Annotated in this window: 11 protein-coding genes; 7 read left to right on the forward strand and 4 right to left on the reverse strand. The window is 27.8% G+C overall.

From position 1 onward, the window contains the following. Positions 1–71 precede the first annotated feature (71 nt). From OQ292_RS39940 to OQ292_RS39950, 3 genes are all read left to right on the forward strand, one after another. On the forward strand, positions 72–1,640 hold the full coding sequence (locus tag OQ292_RS39940) for a DUF8728 domain-containing protein (protein WP_284689837.1): 1,569 nt from the start codon (positions 72–74) through the stop codon (positions 1,638–1,640). 34 nt (positions 1,641–1,674) lie between these two features. Continuing rightward, positions 1,675–3,219 (forward strand): glycosyltransferase family 39 protein, encoded by a 1,545-nt coding sequence (locus tag OQ292_RS39945; RefSeq protein WP_284689838.1) that lies wholly within the window; start codon positions 1,675–1,677, stop codon positions 3,217–3,219. A gap of 101 nt (positions 3,220–3,320) precedes the next feature. Next, positions 3,321–4,493 carry an IS3 family transposase gene (locus tag OQ292_RS39950; RefSeq protein WP_284689839.1) on the forward strand — a complete coding sequence of 391 codons (1,173 nt, stop codon included), beginning with the start codon at positions 3,321–3,323 and terminating at the stop codon, positions 4,491–4,493. A 51-nt stretch (positions 4,494–4,544) separates the two neighbouring features. Here OQ292_RS39950 and OQ292_RS39955 read toward each other — a convergent pair whose 3' ends face one another. Both OQ292_RS39955 and OQ292_RS39960 read right to left on the reverse strand, forming a co-directional pair. Beyond that, a complete protein-coding gene (locus OQ292_RS39955) occupies positions 4,545–6,011 on the reverse strand; it encodes a protein O-mannosyl-transferase family (protein ID WP_284689840.1) in 1,467 nt (488 codons plus the stop codon). Positions 6,012–6,103: 92 nt separating this feature from the next. After that, complete coding sequence (locus OQ292_RS39960) at positions 6,104–7,663, reverse strand: hypothetical protein (RefSeq protein ID WP_284689841.1); 1,560 nt, start codon at positions 7,661–7,663, stop codon at positions 6,104–6,106. A gap of 242 nt (positions 7,664–7,905) precedes the next feature. Between OQ292_RS39960 and OQ292_RS39965 the strand changes: the two genes are divergently transcribed. The 4 genes from OQ292_RS39965 to OQ292_RS39980 all read left to right on the forward strand — a co-directional run bounded on the left by OQ292_RS39965 (position 7,906) and on the right by OQ292_RS39980 (position 13,955). After that, the gene (locus tag OQ292_RS39965; protein WP_284689842.1) at positions 7,906–10,077 is read left to right on the forward strand and encodes an exopolysaccharide transport family protein; all 2,172 of its coding nucleotides are present in this window, start codon (positions 7,906–7,908) and stop codon (positions 10,075–10,077) included. Positions 10,078–10,489: 412 nt separating this feature from the next. After that, positions 10,490–11,653: an O-antigen ligase family protein gene (locus tag OQ292_RS39970; RefSeq protein WP_284689843.1), complete on the forward strand. Its 1,164-nt coding sequence runs from the start codon at positions 10,490–10,492 to the stop codon at positions 11,651–11,653. Between the two features lie 90 nt (positions 11,654–11,743). Further along, positions 11,744–13,189 carry a hypothetical protein gene (locus tag OQ292_RS39975; protein ID WP_284689844.1) on the forward strand — a complete coding sequence of 482 codons (1,446 nt, stop codon included), beginning with the start codon at positions 11,744–11,746 and terminating at the stop codon, positions 13,187–13,189. 58 nt (positions 13,190–13,247) lie between these two features. After that, a complete protein-coding gene (locus tag OQ292_RS39980) occupies positions 13,248–13,955 on the forward strand; it encodes a TolC family protein (protein WP_284689845.1) in 708 nt (235 codons plus the stop codon). 503 nt (positions 13,956–14,458) lie between these two features. Here OQ292_RS39980 and OQ292_RS39985 read toward each other — a convergent pair. Continuing rightward, positions 14,459–15,568 carry an acyltransferase family protein gene (locus OQ292_RS39985; RefSeq protein WP_284689846.1) on the reverse strand — a complete coding sequence of 370 codons (1,110 nt, stop codon included), beginning with the start codon at positions 15,566–15,568 and terminating at the stop codon, positions 14,459–14,461. A gap of 156 nt (positions 15,569–15,724) precedes the next feature. Next, complete coding sequence (locus tag OQ292_RS39990; RefSeq protein ID WP_284689847.1) at positions 15,725–17,362, reverse strand: DUF8728 domain-containing protein; 1,638 nt, start codon at positions 17,360–17,362, stop codon at positions 15,725–15,727. Positions 17,363–17,431: the final 69 nt, after the last annotated feature.

The raw sequence follows: 17,431 nt of genomic DNA on the forward strand, positions 1-17,431 counted from the left end.
ATTGTCACTAGACATATATATTTTGTTATTCTACTTTGTAACTCAGGATCCTTTTTAATTTTTTAGATAAAATGTATCAAATTAAGAAATCATCTTTATTAATCTTAATTATATCCCTGTTAGCTTTTTTAGCCTTTAATAATCGTTTTATCCAAGATGATGCTTTTATATCTTTTAGATATGCAGAGAATTTTGCAAAAGGAAAGGGTTTAGTTTTTAATGATGGTGAATTTGTAGAAGGATATACAAACTTTTTATGGACAGTTATAATATCGTCTGGTCTTTTAGTTGTAGATAATCCAGTAGAAATAAGTTACTTTGTAAGTATTCTTTTTTTTATAGGTACATTACTATCTACATATTATTTATGTTATCTTATTACTGGAAATTATACTACATCCTTTATTAGTATAATATTATTAGGTACAAATTATAGTTTTAGTTCTTATGCGACAGGGGGATTGGAAACTCAGTTTCAAACTTTTTTTTTAATATTAGCATTTATATTAGGGATGTTAAATCTGATTAACCTGACAAAGATTAGATTGATTATTTTTTCAATAATATGCGGTTTAACATTATTAATTAGATTAGATTCTCTTTTATTATTATTTATATCATTTCTATTTTTCACAAAACCTCTATATAATAATTTATTGACATCAAAAAATAAAATATCTTATGTTCTAAGTTTAGTTTTACCATTCAGTTTGATTTTAGGATCATGGTTAATTTGGAAGCTTTCATTTTATGGTGATATTTTACCAAATACTTTTTATGTAAAAGGGACTTCAAGTAATTATGAATTAGGAGTAATATATTTATATCAATTTTTTAAGTCATATTGGTTAATATTTATATCACCAGTAATAATTTTTTCCCTTATAAAGAAAAGAGATCTAAAAATAAACATGTTGATTTTAGCAATTTTAATATGGTGTTTATATATCACTAAAGTTGGTGGAGATTTCATGGAATTTAGATTTATGATACCTATACTTCCATTATTATTTGTTGTTTTTAGTTACTCAATTCAACATTTACCTTATTTTCTTCTAAAACTTTCAATTATCATAATAATTTTATCAGGATCATTTAATCACGGTAATTATTTTAAATCAAGGTATGGTATTGAATCTATTGATGATTTACATGATCATATGTATGCAGCTGGAGAAAATTGGGTTGGAATTGGAAAGGCTATGGGCCATTTTTTTAATTCTGATTCTTCAATAAAAATTGGAGTTTGTGCTGCTGGAGCTATTCCTTACTATTCTAAAATGTATACAATCGATATGCATGGATTAAATGATGAATGGATAGCTAAAAATGGGATTCCTGAAAATCAAAGAGCTGGTCATCAAAAAATAGCTACATTTGAATATCTAATAGAAAAAAAAGTTAATCTAGTTTTAGGTTTTCCAAAAGTAATTTCAACTGGATCTATACTGCAAATTAATAAAGAAATGGTTCATAAGTTTGTAGTTTCTCCAATCCCAAAAGAGTTGCAAAATAGATTAAATGTTGTAGGAATTCCTATCAATGAATCAACAATGGTTTTAGCGTTATATATATATAGAAATGATATGATTGATTCACTTATAGAGAAAAATAGTCTTCAATTATATTCAATTGATTAAGAGTGATAATATGTTCATAAAAGCTAATAAGTTATTGAAAGATATTTATTTTTCTATTCTTTATAACTCATTCGCAGTATTAATGATAATAATTTTAATTATTGAGATTTCATTAAGCTTAGAATGGAAAATGATGCATGATACACCTTTACTTACTTATGTCGCTTATTTGATTTCAGAACATGATTATAAACCATATTCAGAAGTATTTGAGACTAGCATGCCAGGTAGTATTTTATTTCATATCTTAATAGGAAATATATTTGGTTGGGAAGATTTCAGTTTTAGAATATGTGATATATTCCTTTTTATAATTTTTGTTATTGGTATATATGGTATTTTAAGTAAAATAAGTCAAAGAGTTGCTTTATTTGGAATAATATTTTGGGGTTTTTTCTATTTTTCTCTTGGTCAATACATGCAGCTACAACGAGATTATATAGGGGTATTACCAATTATTTTAGCTATATTAATTACGATATCTAATCGTATTTCAAATAATTATATACTTCAATATATTATTATTGGTTCACTAGTAAGTTTAAGTTTCTGGATTAAACCTCATCTTGCATTAGGAATAATTCCAATATATATATACTTGTATAACCAAAGACAGAATATAAAGCGATTTGATATACATTGTAAATTAATACTTTATTTAGGTTTAGGTTTTATTGTAATATCATTGCCAATATTCATTTGGTTGTGGTCAATTGGTTCTATAAATGAATGGGTAGAAATTTTCATAAAATATCTTCCATTGCATACCAAATTAAGTGGAGATCATGAAATTATTAATTCTTTTAAAACTAAGATCAATTATATTTTTGATCACCTCTCTCTTTTAGGAGGGTTACAGATATGGCTTCTTCCTTTTTCTTTAGTGCTTTGTTTTACTTATCTTAATTCTAAATTAATAGGGAGTAAAAATCATAAAATAATGAGTCTATTGATCCAAATGTCGATTTGTTATTTTATTTACCCAGCTATTTCAGGTCAGTTTTGGGATTATCATTGGCTACCTTTTAATTTATTTTTTATTATAACATCATCACTATTTTTATTGGAACATTTTAATGTCTCTTTTCCAGTAAATAATTTAAAAGTGCTTCAATTGTCGATATTTTTATTTATAGTTGTTTTTGCTATTAATATTTCTAGAGATGCAATAATGCAGTTGAAAGGCTTAGAACCAAGACAACCCTTAAATGGATTAGTGGAAGAGTTGAGTAATATTCTTAAAAAAGAAACAAATGAAAATGATTTGATCCAGCCAATTGATTGGACTGCAGGAGGAATTCATTCCATGTTATTAGCAAAAAGAAAACTTGCAACTAGATATTTATATGATTATCATTTCTATCATGACATATCTTCTCCATATATTAAATATCTTCGCCAAGACTTTATCAATTCCTTAAAAAAAGTGAAGCCAAGTTTTATGTTGGTTATGTTAGATAGAGAATTTGTATCAGGATTTGACACAACAGATAAGTTTGTAGAGCTTGATAATTTTATAGAAGAAAATTATATTCCTTTTATTAAAACTGAAGCTTATATTTTGTATAAAAAAATATAAGCTTCAGTCTGAAAAATTAAATATCAGGAGTTGAATTAAATGAAACTCCTACCTTCAGGTTTACAAAAGAAACGGCTCAAATAAATGAATATATTTGAGATATGAGAAAAAGATATAACAAAGAATTGAAGACTATGATAGCTGAGTTGTTGTTATCGGGTCAACATCCCAATACTGTAGCTGATGAATATGGTATTCACGCAAGTACAGCCCGTTTGTGGAAAAGACAATATAATAGATCGGGAAGCTTTTACAGGCTCTGGTACCTCCTCATTAACCCAAGAAGAAAAGGAAATTCGCCGTTTAAAAAAACAGTTGAAAGAGGCAGAATTAGAACGAGACATTTTAAAAAAGGCCATAAGCATCTTCTCTGCGAACGACAGGAAAGGTATGAGTTCATAGAACATCATAGAGGAGAGTTTTCTGTTGAGAGGATGTGTAAGTGCCTTGGAGTCAGTAGAAACGCATATTATAAATGGAAGCGTAAATGGAAGGAGGTTACAAAAGTAGAGAGCAGGACGGCCACCCTTAAGAGAAAGATTAGAGCAATATGGAAAGAGAACCGTAAAGTCTATGGTAGTCCTAAGATTACCAAAATCCTTCAAAGGCAGGGGGATTTGTATCATGAGTCCTATATCTCTAGATTAATGAAAGAAATGGGTATTAAGAGCCTTACAAGACGTAAATATGTCGTGACCACTGATTCCAGGCATTCATATCAGATACATGACAATGTGCTTGACAGGACATTTGAGGTAGAACAATTGGGTAAGGTGTGGGTCTCAGATATCACATATATAAGATGCAATGACCAGTGGTTATATTTGACGTCTGTAATAGACTTGGCAGATAGAAAAGTAATAGGTTGGTCATTGAGCAAGGAAATGACAAGCCAAAATACCGTTTACCAAGCATGGATAAATGCCAGAAAGCACCGGGAAATTACCGAAGGGTTCATCTTTCATTCGGACAGGGGCGTGCAGTATGCTGCCCATCAAATGAGTGAATTGTTCAGGTTGAATATAAAAGTGACACAGAGTATGAGCAGAAAGGGTAATTGTTGGGATAATGCTGTGGCTGAATCCTTTTTTAGGTCAATTAAATGTGAGATGGTATACTTAAATGATTTCAACTATTTTCAGCAGGTCTTTCAGGCTATAAAAGAATATATAGATTGGTATAATACAAATAGGATTCATCAAGGATTGGGGTATTTAACACCCATTGAAAAAGAAAGAATTTTAAAAAATCAAGTGATTAAAAGAGCTGCCTAAAGTTGTACACTTTTTTGTAGGAATATCACAAATAATAAATACACTTATTTATTATTTATAAGACAGTAAATACACTTTGTTATTAGAGGATGAAATTGGTTTAATTTTATATTTTTCTAAAAACTCATCTACTCTTTTGATATCCTTTGATCTCCTTCTTACAACAGGGTCGAGCATAACTAATTCTGAAGTAAGATAAACTTTTCCTTTATTTAAAATATGTGATTGAATAATTTCAATTTCAGTTTCAACATTTCTTTCCAAAGAGATTGTTTGAGCTTTTGCATTGTACATCAAATATCTATGCAATGTATTTGAACCTAAAGTCACAATTAAATCATTGTCTTGGCTATTATTTACTAACCAGTCAGTTTGTTGTTTAATGTAATCTCCCTTTTTTGAATAAATAGGCATTATCCCACCTATAGTATTATGTACTAGAATAAGAAAAATAAATCCATATAGCCATTTAATATTTGCTGCATTAGAAAAAAGAGGATTAATTATGTGTATAGTAACTAAAATAGTAATAGGTAATAATAATATTAACCATGGTTCAGGGGAATTTGGATCCATAAAAGCCATAATACTACTAAATATAACAATCCATAAAATCATTGTAATTGAATGTACAGATAAACTTCTATCAAATCGATTTTTAAGTGCCTTATAAAAAATTAAAAAGGAAATAATTAATAGAGTTAAAAGAGTAAAAACAGCTACATAATTAAATATTCCATTTTGCTTAGCAGCAAATATTTCCTCAGTAATTATATTGTATGGATATTTTTGTTGTATAAAGATTGCTATTTCAGGTATACCAAACATGAAGTTTACAGCTACAATGTTAGAACCAATAACAAATAAAGTCATAAAAGGTGAGCCAGGATTAAAAATACTACCACCTGCAAGATATTCCATGTATCCTATATTCTCCTGAAAAAAGAAAGCTATTGTATACCATGTAATAATAAATCCTCCTCCCACAAATAGATACACAAAAAGAGTTTTGTGTTTTCTATAAAAAATAAAATAAAACGAAAATATTAAAAAAAGAGGTATGAAATTAGGTTTGTACATTGCTACTGCAATACTAGCAATCAAACTAATAAGGAAAATATCTTTAAGTGTATGCTGTGAATTCTTCGAAATTAGAAAAATTATTAATATAATTAAGAAGAAAGAAAGGGCGTACACATCTGCTTCGCTACTATATCTCCAATATCCATATGAAAATAATAAAAACAAGCAACCTAAGATGCTAACATTATTAGATAATCTCATTGTTTTGTTGAAAATGAGATATAAGATTATAATTGAAAGAGCACTAAAAATAATACTTATTATGCACATAACCATATAAGCATCAAATCCTCCAGGTTTAAACCAGGAACCTATATGATAAATAGCTTTACAAAATGGCAGATAAAATGTTAATTTAGATGAATAAATCTCAAATGAAGAAAAAGTACGTTCTTTAATTAAATAGGCATATAAATATCCATCATCATTTTCCATTCTGTTCTGCGGATAACTTAGAAAGAAAAATAAACACAATATACAAAACCAAAAAAAGTGTGTTTTAAATATACTCCTTTTGGGAATCATAGTTATTTTCCTATTTGTGTCTGATTATTCTTTTTGATGAACACTTCTATAAATGCTTCTTCTCTACTTCTAGGAGCAGGAAATGAATCTATTAAATAATATTCCTTATGAAGACATTGTCTTATTTCTTCCGGATAAAAATTATTCAGTGTAGGTATCTCCTCAAACAAAACTAAATCATAAATTTCATTTTCTATATTTTCACAAAAAACATTAATTTCATTATCGAAAATAGCAACTCCTTTATGATACCACAAAGGTTGATTTATTAAAGGTGTATAGCCAAGCTCATAAGCAAGTGGAGTTAATTCAGACATATTTAAAACTTTAGGAGAAGAACTCGTTTCATTTTTAAACATTGGAAGATTTTTTATCCTCTCAATACCAAATATAGTCTCTTCTGGCATTTTTACTTTACTGAATACATTCATATCAGACAATATCCACCTATTAAATTTTTTAGCAACTTCATTTTCTCGCTGAACATATGTGTTTTTAGATATAACATCAGCTTTTACTTCCTCCTTTGGAAATAACTTACTAATCACTATTCGGTCAAGGTACTTCCAATACATACCAGACCACCAAAAAAATATTAATAAACTCCAAAAAGCTACTGTAAATTTATTTTCTGCCTTTTTATTTTCCGTTAATAAGTAAATAATATATGCAAAAGCAAAGCTGTGAAAAAATATGTTATTATCAAAAGGGACATAACTTGTTACTTGATATATAAATGCTTCACTCAATATGCCAATAATTAATAAAGTGAAAAGTACTTTTTGCTTATCTGCAAAAAAATCTTTTAACGAATTGAATTTGGTTATTAATAAAAACGCGATTATTAGTAGATAAAATTTAATCCACGTAGAACGGCCAAAAATATCAATTAAAAAATCATTTATGGATATTCTAGAAAAATGAGGTGGTTGTCCGTAATTAAACCAATATAAAAAACCATTATTTAAAAAAGGAGAGATAAAAATTAGAGCTATAATGATAATAGAAATAAAAAATATTAGGATACCTTTAATCTTTTTTTTATATACTAAATCTACAGCCAGAAGAGATAAACAAATCATAAAAGCCATTCCTCCCCCATCTTGTTTAGTAAATATTGAAAGGAAACAAAAGAAAGCTGAAAAACATAGATAGATCCAGTTATTTTTATTTATTGAAAAAATAAATCTAAGTAAAAAAGCTAATGATATAAACTCGAAGACAATTACAGTATGATTATACCATGGCCAAAAATTAATAAATATATAAGATAGACTAAATACTAATATGGATAGAAAAATTACACTAGGCTTAACATTAAATGATTTTAAAATTGACCAAAAGGCAATTCCTGATAGTATATTTATAAATATTTGAGCTTTTATAAGAGTATGAAGGAAAGGCCCAAATAACATAAAAAAAAATGTTGGAATTAGCCAGTATGCATATCCCATTGGAAGGCCAAAATCTTTATATGGAAGTTGTCCTAGATATAAGCGATAAGCCCCTTCCCAAGAAAGAAATATATTTATTCTATAAGGCATTTCTGTAAATAAAGGCAAAAAGGCAAATGTGAATATTACAAGTAAAATAAGTAAATTGTATATTTTACTATACAGTCTAATAAATTTCAACAGAGACATGAAAAAGTCGATTAAAATGCAATTTATAAATAATAAACCTATTCTTAGGTGAATTTTTATTGTGCTAATTAATAAAAATTAACGAATAATCTAATTAACTGAAATTTTAATTAGATAGATTTAAATTCAGAACAAGATATTAAGTCACATATATTTAGATAATGGATTTAGTTTTACTATTTAAAGCACTGAAGAGAAAGTTTTGGGTTTTATTTTTTATCCCTTTTATAACAGCTGTTATTTCATTTTTTGCAACAATAGATTCTCCTAAGCTATATAAATCTGATGCACAATTATCTACTGGGTATACCATGATCGACCCAGTGGTTTTTAATCAAAGGATAAGTCCATATGAGTCAGGTGTTATGTTTAATAACTTAATTGCTTCTTTAACATCTACTAAAGTAATAAGTTTATTGTCATATAGATTAATTTTACATGATTTAACGAAAAAAAAACCTTTTAGAGAGATTCCATTTGAAGAAAATGGTAAAACAACCTACGTTGATAAATATTCATCAACATTAATTTTTCAACAGAAACTAGATTCCATGCAGTTATTATCATCATTTGATGATGTAGAAGTTGAGCTTTTAAGTTTACTAGATAACTATGGGTATAGTTATAACAAGCTCCTTTCCCAGCTTAATATATTTAGAGAAGGATTTACTGATTATGTTACTATTAGTTTTGTTTCAGAAAACCCAGAGTTGTCAGCATTTGTAGTTAATGTTTTATGCGAAGAGTTTTTTAGATATAGTGGTAGTTTGAGACTTGAAAGAGCATCTGAATCTGTAAAAGCACTAGCTAGAATAGTAGATCAAAAACATAAAGATTTAAATGAAAAGGAAAAAACATTAAGAAACTTTAAAAAAAATCAAGGGGTATATAACTTTCAATTTGAAAGTGAAAATAAAATGAATTTAATCTCGGAGTTAGAGAAAAGTCTTGAAGATGAAAAAAGAGATTTAAGAGGATTAAAGTTACAGCTGAGTTTAATTAATAAACAATTAGGATATTCAAATACGGATCAAAACAATGGAAATACTTCAAATGAGAAAATATTGATTCTTAGAGAGAATATAAATAAACTAAATAACGAATATATACAAAATAATAATCCAGCTATTCGTGAAAAAATAAGTGAATTAAGAATTCAGTTACAAGAAGAAATTACTAAAATAAAAGGTAATATGGATAGTGGTCTGGAACTTTCAGACAGAAAAATATTACTTAAAAATAAAAGTGATTTAGAGCTTAAAATAGCAATAGCTGAAGAAAATATATATTCTATCTCTAAAAGATTAGGTTCAATAAAACGAGATGCTAATTATTATGCTTCAACAGAAGCAGAAATTAGTTCTTTAGAAAGGGACTTTCAACTTGCTAATCAAGAATATCTAGAGGCCCAAAATAAATATAATGATGCAATTAATAAAACATCAGCACTCGATACTCAAATAAAACAGATTATTTACGGACAACCCGCTGTTTTTCCAGAGCCATCTAAGAGAAAGGTAATCACATTGATGTCTGCTGCAGCTAGTTTTGTGTTATGTTTCTTTTTTATAATACTTTATGAGTATCTTGATTTATCTATAAAAATACCATCAAATTTTCAAAAACAGGTTGATATTCATCTAATGGGTATTCTTTCTATAGGAGCAACAAGAATTAACCAGAGAGACTATACAAACTCACAAGATATACACTTGGAACAGTTGCGTAAAGTTCGATATGAAATTGAATCAAGTGGCAAAAAAATAATACTTTTTACAAGTTTAAGGAAAGATGCAGGGAAAACTGAGATAATAAAATCGTTATCGCAAATATTTCAACTGAATGGTAAAAAAGTTTTATTAATTGACACTAATTTTTCTAATAATCAATTAACTAAAGATTTTCATGCCCCAAAATCGCTTGAAGCTATTGTAAAACATACAAATCACTATTTAACTACCCTAAATAGAAATGAATATTCTAAATCTTCTACATTGATGCTTAGCCCAACATTAATATCAGGAGTTGATATTATTGGAAATTCTGGAGGAAATTATTCCCCATCAGAAGTTTTGCCTTACGATAATTTCAAAGAAATAATCTACTTCTTAAAAAAACAGTATGACTTCATATTTTTGGAATCTGCATCACTTAATAAATATACTGACACTAAAGAATTGATTCCTTTCATTGAAGGTATAATTTGTGTTTTTTCAGCAAAAGATCCAGTGAAAAATGCTGACCGGCAATCTATAAAATATCTTAAAGCATTAGAATCAAAATTGATTGGTAGTATACTAAATAAAGTAGATTCTAATAATATAGAATCATAGAAAACATGAATCAAGATTCTTCTAAATTTATAGAATTATTGGTGATAATATTCGTCTTGGTTGTTATTTCGTTTTTATTTATTAAAATAATTTTTTTTTAAAAACTTTGGGTGATAATTATTCAATAGAAAAAATTTATAGTTCGTTATTTGCAATTTTATTGCTAATGGTTTCCACTCTTTTTATTTATTTAAATATTAAATATGGTATTAATATTGGCTACATTATTATAATAACACCCATTTCTCTTATTATACTATTATTTTGTTTCATAGAACCTAAAATAACATTTATCATATCGATAGTTATATCTTTCTTTATTTTTTACTTATATAGATTTTTAGGTATTTATTTTCGGATAATAGATCTACCAATATCCTCAATTATAGATATGTTAATTGTTCTGTCATTTTTGGGACAGTTAAAGAAAGATTTAGATTCAATCGAAAAAGATTGGTCTAATTTAGTGAACCCAGTATCCATTGCATTATTAGTTTATTTACTATACATATTTATTCAAATATTTAATCCTAATCAATTAAGTTATGCTGGTTGGCTTGTTAATGCTCGCCAATTATTTGTTTTAGTATTATGTTATTTTATGGCAGTAAAGCTATTAGATGATATTAATATAATAAGAAGATTATTAAATATTTGGATAATACTTTGTTCTTTAACTTCATTATATGGGTGTACTCAAGAGTGGTTTGGATTTATGGATATGGAAGAAAGATGGATTAATATTACTACATATCTAAGTGGACAAGTTCCTTTTTTACATGCAGGATATATGAGGAAGTTTTCTGTGTTTTCTGATCCAACCCTTTTTGGTGTTGTTATGGCTCCAAGCAGTATTGTATGTTTTGTCTTAGCTACTGGTCCTTTTAAGTTAAAAAAGAAAATAATTCTGATAGTAGCAGGAATACTTATTTTATTAGGAATGGTTTATTCAGGTACTCGTACTGCTTATGCTATGATTCCAGCAGGATTTTTATTGTATTTTTTAATGACAATTGAAAATAGAAGAACATTTATAGTGTTTTTTATTTTTTCAATTATTTTCATTATAACTCTTTATGCTCCAATATATGGTAATAGGCATATAAATAGAATCAGAACCGCTTTTGTTGGCTCTGAGGATGCATCACTTAAGTTTAGAGATACAAAACGAGCAGCTTCACAAGCTTATGTTTATGAACATCCAATTGGAGGAGGCCTTGAAACATCAGGAGGCTTTGGCCTTCGATATAATAAAGGTCATGAATTAAATGCTATACATATTGATAGCGGCTTTTTGAAAATGGCATTAGAAATAGGATGGATTGGTTTATTTATCTATATGATGTTATTTTTTATAATTCTTAGTAGTGGTGTAAATGTTTATTATAGGTGTCGAAATAAAGAGATAAAAGTATATATACTTTCTATTGTAGCTTTTATATTCTCATGTTTAATTTCAATGTATACACAGAAAGTGATATTCCAACACCCTCTAGGAATTTTTTTGTTTGTATTATTTGCTGTGATAGGAGTTTTAAAAAAGAAATCTGAAGAATTATTAATTCCAGATTCTTAATAAACTTATAGTTTTAGATAAACTAAGTATTATGAATATATCTATTTGTTTTTATAATCAAAATAAGCTATTCTAAACACATCAAACTTTATGCATAATTTATTTACTAAAACTATTCTTCCTAAACATCAGAAATTCCAACTTTTGATTATGTTTTTTATTACCATAATTCATTGGAGTATTCTTTTTTTTAACTTGACTATTTTCACAAGTTTACCTGGTTGGTTTTGGGATTTTATTCCAAAACAACAAGGGTCACTTTTACAAATTGCAGTTTTAATATCTTTTCTTTTTATTATAAATGTAGTGCTTATGGCAAAAAGAAAATATAAACTCAAAGTTTTTATACTTATAGTCATAGGTACATGCATGCAATTTACCTTTTCCTTTTTAGAAGGAAAAGGCATAAATGCAATTAAAGATAGGATTGAGAACTCTGGACATTCTGAATTTGCAAAGGTTGCCATAGAACAAGATGATATCTATTATTTATTATCTAATTATGAATCATTATTACAAAAAAACAAACTTGGTCTTTTTCCTAACAGTAAACCTCCTGGAACTTTATTTTTTTATGTTATAACAGGAAAAGTAGCCAACTTAAATTTTATGGATGCCTTTTTTTCTGATATAGAAGGTCAATTTGAAAAACTAACACTCTTTGCAACCTATACCTGGCCTTTAATATCTTTTCTTGTATTAATTCCTATATTCTATACCACCAGTATATTGTATGATAAAGATATTGCCATCTTAGCTTGTACTTTATATTTATTTATCCCTTCTGTAAATTTAATCACGTTACATACTGATCAGGTTATATTTCCTTTTCTTTTTATGCTAGCAATTATGTTTGGAACTATCGCAATAAAAAAAAATAACTTACTATGGGCTTTATTTACAGGAGTAATGACTTATATAGCTATATGGTTTACATTTGGTTTAGTTTTTATCTTTCCTATTTTAATAGCAATTTGTTTTTTTGGATCAAAACAGTACGATAATAAGTATTTTGGACCGACTTTTTTTAGAATTATAATTTTCAAAGGATTAGGATTTTTGCTAACTAGTTTACTTTTCATACTTGTTTTTGATTACAATATTATATTGAGGTATAGAAATGCAACTTATTTTCATGAATCATGGAAACATTGGAATGAAGGTTTGTATTCTACTATTTATTTTGGAGTTCTTAATCTATTAGAGTTTTTTGTTTGGGTGGGTGTTCCAATAATGTTTTTGTATTCTAAAAATACTGTAGATTTCCTAAAAAAAATAATTGTTACTAAAACAATATCTTTGAATTTAGCACAACCAATTGTCATTTTATTATCCCTGCTAGTACTTGTTTTTTTTGGAAAAACTAAAGGTGAAGCAGCTAGACTCTGGCTTTTCTTTGTACCATATATATGTATGCTTGTTGCAAGTTTTATTGTTTCAAAATACAAAAATTCATACCCCTGGGTATTTAGATTAGTACTTTTTCTTCAGTTTGGTACAATATATCTCACAAAAGTAAATCAAGATTTTTGGTAAAACACTAAGTTTTTAATTTTATGAATTAAGTTATTTATAAGTGTAAACATTGTTATTTATGAAAAGTATGAGAATTTTCATTATATTTTCTTTATTTTGTATATCTAGAAATTTATATGGACAATCAGTAGATTATAATAAGATAATTATTCCAAAGGACGCTCCTGGACCATTAGAATTTAGCGAAAAACTTGTGCAGTTGGCGTGGGAGAACCTTCCTGAAAATAAAATATTACAAGTGCAACTAGAGGAGGCAGAAACTCAGATGAAAACTAGTAAATGGAATTGGTTAAGTAATATATCGATATCAAGTAATTTCAATGAGTTTAGCATTAACCCTCCACCAGAATTAGAAGGGAATATATACTTTCCTAGGTATAACATTTCTCTTGGTATAACTCTTGGGACGTTTGTATCATACCCATCAAGTATTAAAACAGCAAAGGCAAATAAAGTTATTGCAGAAGAACAATTAAAAAATCAAAAAATTCAATTAAGGGCTAGGGTTCTTTCTACTTACCAAAATTTTTTAATGAGTGAAAAACTTTTACAAATTCAACTACAAGCAACAGAAGAGGAATATTCACGATACTTACTTGCAGAAGATCAATTTAAAAAAACTTCATTAACTTTAGAAAAATATAATGATGCCATAAGTTCATATAATGCTCAGCGGGCAGCTAAAATAAGCGCAGAAACTGCTTATTTAAATGCTAAGATAGTATTAGAAGCTTTAATTGGTTTAAAACTTGAAGAAGTAGAATAGTAATTGTTTGCAACATCTTTCCAATTTTCTATTTTAGCATTTTCAATTTGAGAATCGATATTTGAAGTAATACTAGAAGTTGTGAATATCATTAATATCTAATTAAGTACCTAAGAAAAGAAATCGAGTAGAGTTTGTAATTATTTCAATTATTTTAATATAGTATATTTTGGATATATACTCTTTTGATTTTAGCATCAGTGTGTCAATCTGTAGGCTTCACAAATTTAGGACAGTGGCTTAATCTGAATAGATGGATTGTAATAATTTATAAAATTAGTTAATCATTACGAACAGTATAAACCACAGGTTAGGTTATCCACAAGTAATGTGGATATTTACAGGTACGTTAATTGCATTGTCTTTTCTTGTTGTTTGATAGCTCTAAGAAAAATCCTAAAAAATGGAGAAGCCCACTATTTTGAGAATGCTGTTTTTAATATTTATATTCTGCTGTATATCGACAAATAGATATTTTCAAGGTTAGCCTTCTATTACAAGAACTATTTTTTTTTAGGAGCAATTTTGTCTTTTAATTTTATGAACCTTTCCTCGAAATAGAAATAGGATACATAACTTATAATTACCGTTATTATAAACGCTATAATTCTAGTATCTAATAGCCAATCAGGAACATAGTTCTCTAGTTTCTTTTGAACGAAACCAGCACAGTAGATTGCACCATAATGATAAACATACAATCCATAACTTATCTTTCCCAACAAAGTCAATTGTTTGTTCTTAAGGAAAGAGCTAAAAAGACCTCCATTTTTAATGTTTAAAATAATGCCAGCAAAACATAAATTAACCAATGAATATCCCCAAATAAACTTATAAGAATTGGTCATGTATTCAGGGTATCCAAGTGAAGACCAGTTGATAGAGTTGGTGGATATTATATTTGTGATATAACCAAGAGTTAACACGAGAATTAAAATTAATATCAGATATTTTATATTGATACTTAATGATTTATTTGTTGCAAATAAACCTCCGATTGCAAAAGCATCGATATGTGAAATAGTAGACAAATAGACGAAAATGTTTCTATTGTCTATTAAGAATGTAAAGATATTCATATCACTAATAGAGGCTAGAAAAAATCGTAATATTGGTCCTAATGCAATAATAACGATCAATATAAATGAAAGCCGACGAGATGGAAATAGATAGATAAGAAGAGGCCAAAAAAGATAGAATTGTTCTTCTACAGCCAATGACCAGAAATGTACAATAAACACATTGTGTTCCCAAAAAGCTGTTTGATGATAAAAGTTATATGTGTAGGACAAGCCAAATATCAACTGGCTCTTTAGTGATTCAAAATAAGGAGAACTATCAAGATTAAAAGCAATTATTGTGATGAAAATAACTCCTAAATAGAGATAATACAGAGGGAATATCCTTAAGGACCTCCTTACAAGAAAGTTTTTAAGATATTCAAAAAGTGTATTGGTATTTTTTTTTGTATTTACTAAAATTGGTGTTAATAAGAAACCCGAAAGTACGAAAAAACCTTGCACTCCTATATATCCACCTTCTAATACCTTGATATGATAAAGGTAAACTATAAAAAAAAGAATAAACCTAAAACCGTTAAGAGCTGGTATCATTTGCTAACATTTGTATATCAGGAAAATTTTTATTATAGTAATATGACAAGTTAGTATACAAACCCAAGTTGCCAAATATAACAATGTTTTCAGGCAATTTTTTGCTATGCTTATTAGAGTTTAGTCATTAATCGTTAAACTAAGTACGCCCTAACTTTAATAAACAACTCCACTATGCCATTTATTTTGACTGATTAGATTATCAATTACAGGGTTTTTTATCAAATACCATGTTACTAAAGTATAGTTTTTTGAAATTGGTATTTCAAGTATATATTGTGGAGCTGAAAAACTTTCTATATCTATTGTAGGCAATATCTTTTTCAAATAAGCTAACGAATATTTATCCCTTTCTATCTCGAGAAAATTATTATTAACCATGATAGGTTTTCCTATGACAATATTTACTTTTCTCTCTAAAAGATAATCTAAAGAAGTTATTTTAAAATGACCTGGAGTTCTCCGATATGGAAGTCCATTGATTGCTATCCATTTGTCATTCAATCCTAACATATCTATACTTTTAAGTTTTGAATAAAAAGGGATGGCACCCGCGGGGTTAACTCCTATGGTCACATTACTATCCGTCCCAAAATATGTATTAAGTTTTTTCCCAATAGTTACCCAGTCTTCATTTTCATTGTATAGATGATTACTTAGGTTTTCGATAGACTCAATGCCAAAAATATAATTAGGCATCACAGCTTTTCCTATAATAGGATTTACAAAGAGAAGAAAAATACAAATATATGCAGTGTTTTTCTTCATATACAAAACAATAAAAGTTAATAAAAGTATGTAAATAAGTGGAGTAATTTGGATAAAATATCTAAATTCCATAAAACCTCCTCCAACTTTTATTATATACAAAACATGTAAAAAAACGTATCCTGTCATAATATTTATTGGACTAAAAGAAAAGACTTCTTTGATATTGCCGAAAATAAGTTTCCATTTCAAGAAAAAAAGATACGTTATTGGAAGAAAAAAATGTAACCCCACAAACAGCATTACAAAGAAAGCCCCTCTAATTACTAGAAATAAGATATCATTAGATACCGCTTTGACATAAAATGTATTTGGAAGCACATTTCCATAATAACTTTGCTTCCATAAGAACCAACATACTGTAATAAGTATTGGCAAAAAATACGTCACAAATATTTTATTTAAACCTGACCTGTCTTTCCTAGATAAATGAAAACTTACTAGAGCAAAAGACATTAATAGTATTAAAATTGCCGAGTCGAGTCTATTCAGAAGTAAAAGAGTAAATATGACACCTAATAAAAAAAAGTTTTTATTAGGTGATTGTTGAGCTTGATATATTTTGGTATATAAATAAAAAGAAACCAATATTAAAAAAGCTTGTAATTGAGTTTCCAAGCCTCCAGTGCCATAAGCCAAAAAACTTGGATTAACCCCTACTAGTAATATGGTGAAAAGTGAAAAAAGTGGATAATTAATTAGCTTGTCAACTAATAAATAAACAAACAGGAGTGAACCTATAAAAAATATAATACTCAATATATGAACTGATGGAACTATGGGTAGGTTTAGTTTGAAAAAAACTGATTCCATTATTACCCATAAAAAATTTGTATAACCTTCTACTTTTTCACCTTCATTAAAAACCAGTCCTTCTCCATTTGCAAAATTTTCTGCATAACGAAATGAAATAAGTGCGTCATCTTGTATAAAACGATTAATCCAAGCAAGTCCAAAAAAGAAAAATAATATCAGTAATAGTAGAAGTCTTTTATTCAGTTCAAAAAACTTATCTGTTTTCATCATTTTACCTACCTAATTAAAAATAAAATAGGTAGCCTTGGAATGGAATACAGGCTACCTATTAAACTCAAA

The organism is Chondrinema litorale (genome assembly GCF_026250525.1).
Lineage (GTDB): Bacteria > Bacteroidota > Bacteroidia > Cytophagales > Flammeovirgaceae > Chondrinema > Chondrinema litorale.

Excerpts from the sequence above, each read along its gene's own strand:
- OQ292_RS39940 (WP_284689837.1), top strand. The coding sequence starts at position 72 with ATGTATCAAATTAAGAAATCATCTTTATTAATCTTAATTATATCCCTG.
- OQ292_RS39950 (WP_284689839.1), top strand. The coding sequence starts at position 3,321 with ATGAGAAAAAGATATAACAAAGAATTGAAGACTATGATAGCTGAGTTG.
- OQ292_RS39955 (WP_284689840.1), bottom strand. The coding sequence starts at position 6,011 with ATGGAAAATGATGATGGATATTTATATGCCTATTTAATTAAAGAACGT.
- OQ292_RS39965 (WP_284689842.1), top strand. The coding sequence starts at position 7,906 with ATGGATTTAGTTTTACTATTTAAAGCACTGAAGAGAAAGTTTTGGGTT.
- OQ292_RS39975 (WP_284689844.1), top strand. The coding sequence starts at position 11,744 with ATGCATAATTTATTTACTAAAACTATTCTTCCTAAACATCAGAAATTC.
- OQ292_RS39980 (WP_284689845.1), top strand. The coding sequence starts at position 13,248 with ATGAAAAGTATGAGAATTTTCATTATATTTTCTTTATTTTGTATATCT.
- OQ292_RS39985 (WP_284689846.1), bottom strand. The coding sequence starts at position 15,568 with ATGATACCAGCTCTTAACGGTTTTAGGTTTATTCTTTTTTTTATAGTT.
- OQ292_RS39990 (WP_284689847.1), bottom strand. The coding sequence starts at position 17,362 with ATGATGAAAACAGATAAGTTTTTTGAACTGAATAAAAGACTTCTACTA.